This is a genomic window from Pseudomonas neuropathica (genome assembly GCF_015461835.1).
GTDB lineage: Bacteria > Pseudomonadota > Gammaproteobacteria > Pseudomonadales > Pseudomonadaceae > Aquipseudomonas > Aquipseudomonas neuropathica.
Genome location: NZ_JACOPX010000014.1, coordinates 175,950 through 188,433, shown reverse-complemented (window position 1 = coordinate 188,433; position 12,484 = coordinate 175,950). Strand labels below are relative to the sequence as shown.

The 12,484-nt window shown below is 57.9% G+C and carries 9 protein-coding genes; 8 read left to right on the top strand and 1 reads right to left on the bottom strand.

Annotated features, from left to right (window positions below; all coding sequences use genetic code 11):
- Positions 1-8: 8 nt before the first annotated feature.
- The 8 genes from nuoI (at position 9) to H8F23_RS21060 (ending at position 7,441) form a co-directional block, all read left to right on the top strand.
- Complete coding sequence (gene nuoI / locus H8F23_RS21095; RefSeq protein WP_042559871.1) at positions 9-557, top strand: NADH-quinone oxidoreductase subunit NuoI; 549 nt, start codon at positions 9-11, stop codon at positions 555-557.
- Between the two features lie 9 nt (positions 558-566).
- Entirely contained in the window at positions 567-1,067 is a 501-nt protein-coding gene (nuoJ, locus tag H8F23_RS21090; protein ID WP_007920176.1) for an NADH-quinone oxidoreductase subunit J, read from the top strand.
- Between the two features lie 3 nt (positions 1,068-1,070).
- Positions 1,071-1,379, top strand: coding sequence for an NADH-quinone oxidoreductase subunit NuoK (gene nuoK / locus H8F23_RS21085; protein WP_003223790.1), 309 nt, complete (start codon positions 1,071-1,073; stop codon positions 1,377-1,379).
- Positions 1,376-3,229, top strand: a complete 1,854-nt coding sequence (nuoL, locus tag H8F23_RS21080) for an NADH-quinone oxidoreductase subunit L (RefSeq protein ID WP_034155128.1) — start codon at positions 1,376-1,378, stop codon at positions 3,227-3,229. Before nuoK ends, nuoL begins: the two co-directional genes overlap by 4 nt.
- 39 nt (positions 3,230-3,268) lie before the next feature.
- The gene (gene nuoM / locus H8F23_RS21075) at positions 3,269-4,801 is read left to right on the top strand and encodes an NADH-quinone oxidoreductase subunit M (protein ID WP_077573624.1); all 1,533 of its coding nucleotides are present in this window, start codon (positions 3,269-3,271) and stop codon (positions 4,799-4,801) included.
- Between the two features lie 7 nt (positions 4,802-4,808).
- Positions 4,809-6,272 (top strand): NADH-quinone oxidoreductase subunit NuoN, encoded by a 1,464-nt coding sequence (gene nuoN / locus H8F23_RS21070; protein ID WP_007920173.1) that lies wholly within the window; start codon positions 4,809-4,811, stop codon positions 6,270-6,272.
- A gap of 514 nt (positions 6,273-6,786) precedes the next feature.
- Positions 6,787-7,137: a type II toxin-antitoxin system RelE/ParE family toxin gene (locus tag H8F23_RS21065; RefSeq protein ID WP_194935658.1), complete on the top strand. Its 351-nt coding sequence runs from the start codon at positions 6,787-6,789 to the stop codon at positions 7,135-7,137.
- Positions 7,127-7,441 (top strand): helix-turn-helix domain-containing protein, encoded by a 315-nt coding sequence (locus H8F23_RS21060; protein WP_007964870.1) that lies wholly within the window; start codon positions 7,127-7,129, stop codon positions 7,439-7,441. Before H8F23_RS21065 ends, H8F23_RS21060 begins: the two co-directional genes overlap by 11 nt.
- Before the next feature lie 73 nt (positions 7,442-7,514).
- Here H8F23_RS21060 and H8F23_RS21055 read toward each other — a convergent pair whose 3' ends face one another.
- Positions 7,515-12,323, bottom strand: coding sequence for a hypothetical protein (locus H8F23_RS21055; protein ID WP_194935657.1), 4,809 nt, complete (start codon positions 12,321-12,323; stop codon positions 7,515-7,517).
- Between the last annotated feature and the right edge of the window lie 161 nt (positions 12,324-12,484).

Sequence of the window (12,484 nt, the reverse complement as noted above, 5' to 3'; positions counted from 1 at the left end):
TTTGACCCATGTTCAAATATATTGGCGACATCGTTAAGGGTACTGGTACCCAGTTGCGCAGCCTGATCATGGTCTTCGGCCATGGCTTTCGCAAGCGTGACACCCTGCAATACCCGGAAGAAGCGGTCTACCTGCCACCACGCTACCGAGGTCGCATCGTCCTGACCCGCGACCCCGATGGCGAAGAGCGTTGCGTAGCCTGCAACCTCTGCGCCGTAGCTTGCCCAGTGGGTTGCATCTCGCTGCAGAAAGCTGAAACCGAAGACGGTCGCTGGTACCCGGACTTCTTCCGTATCAACTTCTCGCGCTGCATTTTCTGCGGTCTCTGCGAGGAAGCCTGTCCGACCACCGCAATCCAGCTGACACCGGATTTCGAGATGGCCGAGTTCAAACGTCAGGACCTGGTGTACGAGAAAGAAGATCTGTTGATCTCCGGCCCCGGCAAAAACCCTGATTACAACTTCTATCGTGTTGCAGGTATGGCAATCGCTGGCAAGCCGAAAGGCTCCGCGCAGAACGAAGCCGAACCGATCAACGTGAAGAGCTTGCTGCCTTAAGGAAGAACGATGGAATTCGCTTTCTATTTCGCATCGGGTATCGCTGTTGTGTCCACGCTTCGCGTAGTCACCAACACCAACCCTGTGCACGCCCTGCTCTACCTGATCATCTCGTTGATCGCCGTGGCCATGACCTTCTTCGCACTCGGCGCACCGTTCGCCGGTGTGCTGGAAGTGATCGCCTACGCTGGCGCCATCATGGTGCTGTTCGTGTTCGTGGTGATGATGCTGAACCTCGGCCCAGCCTCGGTTCAGCAAGAACGCGTCTGGCTCAAGCCCGGCATCTGGGCGGGCCCGGTGATTCTCGCCGCGCTGCTGCTGGCCGAACTGCTGTATGTGCTGTTCGCTCATCAGAGCGGCCAGGCCATCGGCCACACCACCGTAGACGCGAAAGCCGTGGGCATCAGCCTGTTCGGTCCGTACCTGCTGGTGGTCGAACTCGCCTCGATGCTGCTGCTTGCTGCAGCCGTCACGGCGTTCCATTTGGGCCGTAACGAGGCGAAGGAGTAAGACATGCCTGCTATCCCTCTCGAACATGGTTTAGCCGTCGCCGGCATCCTGTTCTGCCTTGGTCTGGTCGGCCTGATGGTCCGCCGCAACATTTTGTTCGTGTTGATGAGTCTGGAAGTGATGATGAACGCCTCTGCACTGGCGTTCATTGTTGCAGGCGCCCGTTGGGGCCAGCCGGATGGACAGATCATGTTCATCCTGGTGATCAGCCTTGCAGCCGCCGAGGCCAGTATTGGTCTGGCGATCCTGCTGCAACTGTATCGCCGCTTCCACACGCTCGATATCGACGCTGCCAGTGAGATGCGCGGATGAATCTTATCTTTCTGACTTTCGTATTCCCTCTGATCGGTTTCCTGCTCCTGTCGTTCTCCCGTGGACGCTGGTCGGAAAACCTCTCGGCGCTGATCGGCGTGGGTTCCATTGGCTTGTCGGCGATTGTCGCCGCCTACGTCATCTGGCAATTCAACGTCGCACCACCCGAAGGCGGTCACTACACGCTGGTACTGTGGAAGTGGATGGCGGTCGAAGGCTTCAAGCCTGACTTCGCCCTCTACGTCGACGGCCTGTCGATCACCATGCTTGGCGTGGTTGTCGGTGTAGGTTTCCTGATCCACCTGTTCGCATCCTGGTACATGCGCGGTGAAGCGGGTTACTCGCGCTTCTTCTCGTACACCAACCTGTTTATCGCCAGCATGCTGTTCCTGGTGCTCGGCGATAACCTGTTGTTCCTGTACTTCGGCTGGGAAGGCGTGGGCCTGTGCTCGTACCTGTTGATCGGTTTCTACTACAGCAACCGCAACAACGGTAACGCCGCACTCAAGGCCTTCATCGTGACCCGGATCGGCGACGTGTTCATGGCCATCGGCCTGTTCATCCTGTTCCAGCAAGTGGGCACGCTGAACATCCAGGAACTGCTGGTGCTGGCACCGCAGAAATTCCAGGTCGGCGACTTCTGGATCACCCTGGCTACCCTGATGCTGCTGGGTGGCGCGGTCGGTAAATCGGCACAACTGCCGCTGCAAACCTGGCTCGCGGACGCGATGGCCGGCCCGACTCCGGTGTCGGCACTGATCCACGCCGCTACCATGGTTACCGCCGGTGTCTACCTGATCGCCCGTACCCACGGTCTGTTCACCCTGGCGCCGGAAATTCTGCACCTGGTCGGCATCGTTGGTGGCGTGACCCTGGTTCTCGCAGGCTTCGCCGCATTGGTACAGACCGACATCAAACGTATCCTCGCCTACTCGACCATGAGCCAGATCGGCTACATGTTCCTGGCACTGGGCGTTGGTGCATGGGATGGCGCGATTTTCCACCTGATGACCCATGCCTTCTTCAAGGCCCTGCTGTTCCTTGCTTCCGGTGCGGTGATCGTTGCCTGCCACCACGAGCAGAACATCTTCAAGATGGGCGGTCTGTGGAAAAAACTGCCACTGGCCTACGCCAGCTTCATCGTCGGCGGCGCGGCACTGGCTGCCCTGCCACTGGTCACCGCAGGCTTCTATTCCAAGGACGAAATCCTTTGGGAAGCGTTCGCCAGCGGCAACCACGGTCTGCTCTACGCAGGTCTGGTCGGCGCGTTCATGACCTCGCTGTACACCTTCCGCCTGATCTTCATCACGTTCCACGGTGAAGCCAAGACCGAAGCCCACGCCGGTCACGGCATCTCGCACTGGTTGCCACTGTCGGTGCTGATCGTGCTGTCGACGTTCGTCGGCGCCATGATCGTGCCACCGCTGCACGGCGTGCTGCCAGAAAGCGTTGGTCATGCCGGTGGCGAAGCCAAGCACAGTCTGGAAATCGCTTCGGGCGCCATCGCCCTGGCCGGTATCCTGCTGGCAGCGCTGCTGTTCCTCGGCAAGCGTCGCTTTGTCACGGCAGTCGCCAACAGCGGCATCGGCCGTTTCCTCTCGGCCTGGTGGTTCGCTGCCTGGGGCTTCGACTGGATCTACGACAAACTGTTCGTCAAGCCTTACCTGGCGATCAGCCACGTACTGCGCAAAGACCCGCTCGACCAGACCATCGGTCTGATCCCGCGTATGGCCAAGGGTGGTCACACTGCCCTGAGCCGCACCGAGACCGGTCAACTGCGTTGGTACGCTGCTTCGATGGCTGCTGGTGCCGTGCTGGTTATCGGCGCCATCGTGCTGGTAGCGGTCTGATATGAACCTTGCGAATTTGCGAAAGGAAACGAGCCCGTCATGATTCTGCCTTGGCTAATCCTGATCCCCTTCATCGGCGGCCTGCTGTGCTGGATGGGTGAGCGCTTCGGCGCTACCCTGCCCCGCTGGATTGCGCTGTTGACCATGACCCTGGAACTCGCCCTCGGCCTCTGGCTGTGGGCCCACGGTGACTATTCATTTGCGCCGGCGCCTGGCGCCGATCCGACCTGGGCGCTTGAGTTCAAGCACGTCTGGATCCAGCGCTTCGGCATCAACGTGCACCTGGCCCTCGACGGCCTGTCGCTGTTGATGATCCTGCTGACCGGTCTGCTGGGTATCCTCTCGGTACTCTGCTCGTGGAAAGAGATTCAACGTCACGTTGGCTTCTTCCACCTGAACCTGATGTGGATCCTGGGCGGCGTTGTCGGCGTGTTCCTCGCCCTCGACCTGTTCATGTTCTTCTTCTTCTGGGAAATGATGCTGGTGCCGATGTACTTCCTCATCGCGCTCTGGGGTCACAGTTCTTCGGACGGCAAGAAAACCCGGATCTACGCAGCGACCAAGTTCTTCATCTTCACTCAGGCTTCCGGCCTGATCATGCTGGTGGCGATCCTCGGTCTGGTGCTGGTCAACTTCAACAACACCGGCGTGATTACTTTCAACTACGCCGACCTGTTGAAAACCAAGATGTCGATGACCACCGAGTACATCCTGATGCTCGGCTTCTTCATCGCCTTCGCGGTCAAGCTGCCAGTGGTTCCGTTCCACTCGTGGTTGCCTGATGCCCACGCCCAGGCGCCGACTGCCGGTTCCGTCGACCTCGCCGGTATCTTGCTGAAAACCGCTGCCTACGGTCTGCTGCGTTTCGCTCTGCCGCTGTTCCCGAACGCTTCGGCCGAGTTTGCGCCGATCGCCATGACCCTCGGTCTGGTCGGGATCTTCTACGGTGCGTTCCTCGCTTTCGCCCAAACCGACATCAAGCGTCTGATCGCCTTCTCTTCCGTTTCCCACATGGGTTTCGTGTTGATCGGCATCTATTCCGGCAGCCAACTGGCCCTGCAAGGTGCAGTGATCCAGATGCTGGCGCACGGCGTGTCGGCGGCGGCACTGTTTATCCTCAGCGGTCAGTTGTACGAGCGTCTGCACACTCGTGACATGCGTGAGATGGGCGGTCTGTGGTCGCGTATCGCTTACCTGCCGGCGATCAGTCTGTTCTTTGCAGCCGCTTCGCTGGGTCTGCCGGGTACCGGTAACTTTGTCGGTGAATTCCTGATCCTGATCGGCACTTTCGCCAGCGCTCCATGGATCACTGCGATTGCCACGTCCGGTCTGGTGTTCGGTTCGGTCTACTCGCTGATCATGATCCACCGTGCCTACTTCGGTCCGTCGAAATCGGATTCGATCCTGCACGGTATGGACGCTCGCGAACTGATCATGGTGCTGGGCCTTGCGGTGCTGCTGGTTTACCTCGGCGTCTACCCGCAACCGTTCCTCGACACGTCTGCCGCCACGATGCATGGCGTGCAGCAGTGGCTCGGCACCGCCTTCACTCAACTCGCTTCGGCCCGGTAAGAGCGCTATGGAATTCACGATTCAACACTTTATTGCGCTTGCGCCACTGTTGATCACCAGCCTCACCATTATCGTGGTGATGCTGGCAATCGCCTGGCGCCGCAACCACTCGCAGACCTTCCTGATCTCGGTCGCCGGTCTGAACCTGGCCTTGCTGTCGATTCTGCCAGCCCTGAAAGTCGCGCCTCTGGCCGTGACCCCATTGCTGCAAATCGACACCTTCGCCTGCCTGTACATGGCACTGATCCTGGTCGCCACCCTCGCCTGTGTGACCCTCGCCCACGCCTACTTGGGTGATGGCGGTTCGGGTTACCCGGGCAACCGTGAAGAACTGTACCTGCTGATCCTGATGGCCGCCGCCGGTGGTCTGGTTCTGGTCAGCGCGCAGCACCTGGCCGGTTTGTTCATCGGTCTGGAACTGTTGTCGGTACCGGTTTACGGTCTGGTGGCTTATGCCTTCTTCAACAAGCGTTCGCTGGAAGCCGGCATCAAATACATGGTGCTGTCGGCCGCCGGTTCCGCGTTCCTGTTGTTCGGTATGGCGCTGCTGTACGCCGACTCGGGTTCGCTGAGCTTCGTCGGTATCGGTCAGGCCCTGGCTGCGACTGGCCTGCCTAGCTCGCTGGCTCAGTTGGGTCTGGGCATGATGCTGATCGGTCTGGCGTTCAAGCTGTCGCTGGTACCGTTCCACCTGTGGACGCCGGACGTTTACGAAGGTGCTCCGGCACCGGTGGCGGCGTTCCTCGCCACTGCGTCGAAGGTTGCGGTGTTTGCGGTGATGGTGCGTCTGTTCCAGATCTCCCCTGCTGCCAGCAGCGGTGTACTGAGCGACGTGCTGACCGTCATCGCCATCGCCTCGATCCTGTTCGGTAACTTGCTGGCCCTGACCCAGAGCAACCTCAAGCGTCTGCTGGGTTACTCGTCCATCGCGCACTTCGGCTACCTGCTGATCGCGCTGGTGGCGAGCAAGGGTCTGGCGGTGGAAGCCATCGGCGTGTACCTGGTCACCTACGTGATCACCAGCCTCGGCGCCTTCGGCGTGATCACCCTGATGTCCTCGCCGTACAACGGCCGCGACGCGGATGCCCTGTACGAATACCGCGGCCTGTTCTGGCGCCGTCCGTACCTGACCGCCGTGCTGACCGTGATGATGCTGTCGCTGGCGGGTATCCCGCTGACCGCAGGCTTCATCGGCAAGTTCTACATCATCGCTACCGGTGTTGAATCGCACCAATGGTGGCTGGTCGGCTCCTTGGTACTGGGCAGCGCCATCGGCGTCTTCTACTACCTGCGCGTGATGGTCACCTTGTACCTGATCGAGCCAAACCTGCGTCGCCACGACGCCCAGCTGCACTGGGAACAGAAGGCAGGCGGCGTGATGCTGCTGGCCATCGCCCTGGTCGCGTTCTTCCTGGGTGTGTACCCGCAGCCATTGCTGACACTGGTTCAGCAGGCGGGTCTAGCGGGCTGATTGCTCCGTTAGAGCTGGCAATAAATGAAAACGGCACCTTCGGGTGCCGTTTTTGTTTTTGTGGGATTCAACATCTCGAGCGCTTGCGCTGGCCTCATCGCGGGCAAGCCCGGCTCCCACAGGTTTGTGCGTCGTTCACAAACTCCGGGCACACCCAAAAACCATTGTGGGAGCGAGCTTGCTCGCGAAGGCGCAGGCACTTTCAAAATTTTGATTGGCTGACACTCCGCTATCGCGAGCAGGCTCACTCCTACAGGTTGTTTGTCGTGCACAATTTCTACGGCCACCACGAATTACTGTGGGAACGTGGCTTGCCCGCGAAGACGTATTCCGACACGCCAGTTGCGAAGCCTCTTCATAGATCAGTCGAACGTTCCCACCGCCCCCGTCAACTCGTCCTACAGGTGTTTCCACGACCGGCGTCTACCGTTGAAAAAGGGACGAAAAGCAAGGCCAGGAGGCCTTGACCGATTCGATTATCGAGACAACACTATACGTAGGTAACGTACAGAACATGGATGCTCTATTTATCGAATTGCCTGTGTTTCAGAAGCACCGAGACGACTATCTGGATGACGATCTGTTTCGCAGCGTTCAACTGGAGTTGCTGAAAAATCCGCAAGCGGGCGATCTCATCGAGGACACAGGTGGGCTTCGTAAAATTCGCTTTGGCGACCAACGAAGAGGGAAAGGCAAGCGCAGCGGATTACGAGTGATTTATTACTGGTGGTCAGGCTTCGATCAGTTCTGGCTCTTTACCGTCTACAACAAAAACGAGCAGGACAATTTGACGCCTGACCAGAAAAAACTTTTCAGAAAAACACTGGATAGAGAGCTCAACGCGAGAACCCACTATGAAACGTGACATTTTTTCCGAGCTGATGGATGGACTGGAAGCACTGGCCGATGAACGCCAAGGCAAAATCACCTTGCGTACCCACAAGGTTCAGCTGCCAAAACTGATGCCGATCACTGCGGAGGAGGTGGTAGCCATCCGTCAGCAACTTAATCTTTCCCGGTCAGTATTCGCGATGTACCTACGCACCAATACCCGCACCCTCGAAAACTGGGAACAAGGGCGGGCAACGCCTAACGCACAGGCGACGACGCTGATTCGTCTGGTTGAGCGATTTCCGCAAACGATCGAACAACTGGCGGCCCTGACCTGATATTTGGCCATGCCTCTGCCTGAATAAAAAACGCCCTTCCTCTGACAAGAAAGAGCGTCATCTAACGGCTTAATCAGGGCATTACGTTGCTGCCGTCGTAGTGGTTAAAAATGCTCAACGTTGGAATGTCGCCATCGTAACGGACATACAACCAGCCATCCTGACCCGTTTCACGCAGCGTAGGTTGCCCGTGTGGGAACTGTATGGTTACAGAAACACCACCGGCCGGCAGTTCGGTGAACGTGGACGTCGCTCGAATGCCATATCTCCCCCAACCACCCGCTTCATCCGTGGGGCCGTATTTTTCAGTAATCTTGACTTTGTTGTGCCCCAGGACCATGGGTAGCGCCGCCGATTCAGAGTTCCATGCCGGCACCTTCAACCACACTGCAAAGTCGCCATTTTTATGGCTATCGACGCAATTCAATGTCCAGCTCACGCCCTCTGTTCCGAGTATTTGCGGCGTGGTCGGGCTCACGATCACCCCAAGCTCTGCCGCGCCATCACTCAATTCCAGAGTCACGTGCTGGCCAATCAAAGGGCCTGCCTGCCTGGGCTTCACGGTCACCGTATGCGTTGCACCCAGACATGGATACGCCGGACCGCCACCGAACACCTGCGCAAATGAATCGAAAGCAACATTCACCATTTCAGTGATGTGCGCTTCCACACGCCCCGGCAACTGCCAGGCGGGCAGTACCGAGCTGTTCAGATTCAAGCCGAATATGCCGCCGCTCGCCTCCTCGGCAAAAATGTACCAATGCACCGACAGACCTTCTTCTATGACCTGCGGTGTTTCCAGGTCGGGAACAAAGGTCAGGCCACGCTCCGTAGCGCTCCAAAGATTCTGCATAGTGACCGTAGACCCCAGCAAGGCACTGCCCTGGCTGACCTTGAGTTCCAGCTTATAGGCTTCGACTTTTCCCCTTGCCAGCACGAGGTCGCTGACGGCCAGATCAATTCGCTGGCCATCCAGACAGAGCTCGGCTTCCTTCGCCCATTCATCCTGCAGAACAGCGTTTACCTCGTAAGGTTCGGTCATGGCGACACCCTCGTTGGCTTGGGTGATATCCGCCAGGATCTCACGCTTGCCGATCGTGTCCGGGGTATACGCATATTGCGTCCAGCCCTCGAAGTCGGTCGTGGTTTCCGTCAGAGGCTCCAACTCACCGTTGAGGCGCCACTGCACTTTCACGCCTTCGGCCGCCATCCCGGTATCAGCTGAGATCACCTGAACACGCAACACTACGCTCTGGCCTGTACCGACTACCGGCGTGGCCAGTACCGGAATGGCGTCACCTATTCCGTATAGTGACTCGACCACCTGGAAACGGTGAGGTTGCGTCCACTCGGAACAGTCGCCGTCGGCGGTCTGCTGTGCCTGAATGGTGTAAGTACCGATATCCCACTCCTCCTCGGCGTTCCAGCGCCAGTTTTTAGAACCGTCGGCAAAGGCAAACGGTGGCTCGGGTTCTGCTACATGGCGCAGCACGATCTGCCCACCGGTTTCCCCGCCGCCCTGAATCCTGGGACGGCGTAGTGCATTGCCATCCGCTCCCGGCACTCGAATAACCGGTGTTGCTGGCGGTGCGTGTACCGTGAACGGATGAGGTTTACTCCAATCGGAATCCAGGCCATTGCTTGCCTGTTTCCCTTGAAGTTCGTTGTAGCCGGGCACCAAAGGATCCACCACCGTGAACTCCAGAATGCCGTCGTCGTCCGCTGTGTCCTCGCACAACGTATCACCACCGACAAGGCGGACGGTGTGCAGTGCACCGGGTAACCCGACGACCTGAATGGTCGGGTATCTTGAGGTCCCACCGCCCCTCTGCGGTTGTTGAAACCCGGGGGGATCAGGTCTGTCTGCCACCTCCACGGTAAAGGTGCACGTGTCACTAGGGTCGGAGTCCACGCCGTTTACTGTTTGTATGACGTAGACGGTGTTTTCGCCAGGCGTCCAATCCGCATCGGGTATGAAAGTGCGAGTCGCACCGTCACCGGCAAACTCGCCGTCGACCCCGACACCCGTTTGCGTCGACATACGCAATGCGACGACACCCGACCAGACATTACTTATTTTCAGTCCACCTCTCACGGCGACCGGGGTATCCGGTTGCTCAATGACGGCTAGGGGCGGTCTGATGTAAAAATCCAGCATATCGGTAGGATCGGATGTCTGCCCGCCTGACGTTTGTACCGCTTTGATCCGCTGTTGGCCTGGCTCCCAAGGATGTTCGAAAGACCACTGCGTCTGGACGTAGCTCATTTTGCCCTCCAGCGCAATATCGTTGGCGTATTGCACAGCCACTGTTGCCCCCGCTTCGCAAGTTCCTTCCACCGCGAGATTCGCCAAATGACTGGAGTTCGGTAGTGGTTGAGTCAGACGTGGCTTGGGTGGTTTGGCTAAAATCCTGATGGTGACCAGTTCGCTTGGGGCAGAAGGCACATCGTCGATTATCTGCGCGACCTGGACCTGGGTGATGCCCGCCGGCCAATTCGCTTCCGGGGTAAACGTTCGGGTTGTCCCACTACCCCTGAAGCTGCCATCCACTATCGCGCCTGACCCGGTTGTCATCTGAAAATGGCTGGCATTGGCTAACACACCGTTAATAGTTAGCGGCTCTTTGTCCGCAGCCGGATCTGTAGGTTGGGAGATGTCCGGTTTGGGCGGCATTACTGCAACGGTCACTACATCGCTCCACTCGGAGGCCACGTCGCTGACTATCTGCATGGCTTTGACCGGAGTTTTTCCCGCTGCCCAATTCGCTTTCGGTATGAACGTTCGAAGCGCGCCGCTGCCGGTATATTCGCCATCAATCGCTGCACCCGTCTCGCTGGACATTTGCAAGGTGTCAACATTGGACACGACGCCGGTAATTTTCAGTTGCTGGTTCGACGCAGCAGGAATGGTCGGTTGTTCGATAACCAAAATGGACGGTCGAGCAATAACGGAAACCAAATCGCTCGGGATGGATTCCACACTATTGTAAAGCTGTACGGCTTTGACCTTGGTGACACCCGGTGCCCAGGCATTGGTTGGTGTAAAGGTCAGGATCCCGCCGTTGTTGGTAACGCTGCCATCCACGGAGGCATTTGCCTCGGTCCTCATTCGCAGGGAGCTGCCAACAGAGTAGTTCGCAATGATCAGTGCCTGTTTTTCCGTCACCGGATTGGATGGCCGGATGATCGCCAGGGTGGAGGGGCGCACCACAATCATCGCCAAATCGCTTGGATCAAACGGTACTCCGTCGAGAGTCTGCACGGCCTTGACATAGTTGAAGGCAATCGGCCAGAAATCCCTCGGCGTAAAAGTGCGGGTATTCCCCTCCCCCGTGAACTCGCCTTCTACAAGGACATTTTCGTTGGTGTGGATTTGCAAGGTGACTGTACCGCTCAAGACACCGGTAATGGTCAGCGCTTGTTTGGGGTGAGCCGGATCGGGTGGCGGATTAATCCCCGGGATGCCGGTTTCAGCCACAATGGTCACCAGCTCGCTTGGATCAGAGTCTACATAGTCCACGGTCTGCACGACCTTCACCCGAGTGGTGCCCACTCGCCAGCTCACTGCCGGTAGGAAAGTGCGTGTTGCGTTACTGCCGGTGAAATTGCCACCAACCGGCGCGCCTGCTTCAGTGAACATTTGCAGGTCGGCGCTCTCGGTCATGACATTCGTAATGGTCAGCGCCTGATTTACAGAGGTCGGGTTGGGTGGCGGTGTGATGACGGGGCTGGATGGTTTCACTGCAATAAAAACCAGCGCGCTCGGATCTGAGGCTACACCGCCCACAGTCTGCACGACCTTGACCCGGGTGATGCCCGCTGCCCAGTTCGCTTTTGGCGTGAAAGTGCGAGTGGCGCCACTGCCGGTAAAGTCGCCAATCACCGGCGCGTTTTTATCGGTGGACACTTGCAAGGTAACGTCACCGGTCATCACGCCAGTGATGGTCAGCGCCTGTTTCGCTGCTGCCGGATCGGGAGGCGGTGTGATCGTCGGTGTAGATGGTTTCACTGTAACTGAAACCAGACTACTTGGCTCAGAAGCCACACCGCTCACAGTCTGCACGACCTTGACCCGGGTGATGCCCGCTGCCCAGTTCGCTTTTGGCGTGAAAGTGCGAGTGGCGCCACTGCCGGTAAAGTCGCCAATCACCGGCGCGTTTTTATCGGTGGACACTTGCAAGGTAACGTCACCGGTCATCACGCCAGTGATGGTCAGCGCCTGTTTCGCTGCTGCCGGATCGGGAGGCGGTGTGATCGTCGGTGTAGATGGTTTCACTGCGATGGAAACGACATTGCTGGGGTCCGAAGCCACGCCACCTACGGTTTGAACGGCCTTGACCCGGGTAACGCCTACAACCCACTCCGCTGCTGGGATAAACCCGCCTGTGTTGGAAATGTAATAGCCAGGCACCGGTTCGCCTCTCTCGGTGGACACCAGCACCGAGGCATGACCCGAGACGTTATAAATGATCAGCTCCTGTCTCACTGATGCCGGGTAAGGCGGCGAGTAAATGTGCGGGCTTTTCGGCTTATCCGGTTCAGGCGGTTCAGGTTTCGGCACGTACAAATTGTGACATTCAGCCCAATCACTCCAGACCCACGCCTGTTTGTACCTGACTTTGAAATTGAAGCGCGCACCAAATCGATCGAAAGAAGTATCGGGCACCCAATGCTCCAGCTTCATCCACTCACCTTCTGACCCATGATGGTCAGTTGCTTCTCCCCAGCATTCAATTTTCCAACTGGTAGTAAGTCCTCCAGAAGATAGAGCAACGATATTGAACCCGCCGGGCGACACTGTAGAGTTACTTCCCGGTGACAAGATCACCGGCGCCGGCCACAAGCCATTTGGCTGCAGCTCGTTTTCTTCATCCATTTCCATCGCTCCCAGTCTCCTGACGCAATTGCCAGCGTCGAAGACGCGATTTTCGACCTCCTGTACTGCTTGCGCCTACCTGTCAACTCTGACAGTCCCGACGAACGGTTCAGCAAAAAATAGTAGATTCATTGTGAATCACATAAACGAATAAAAACAACATAAAA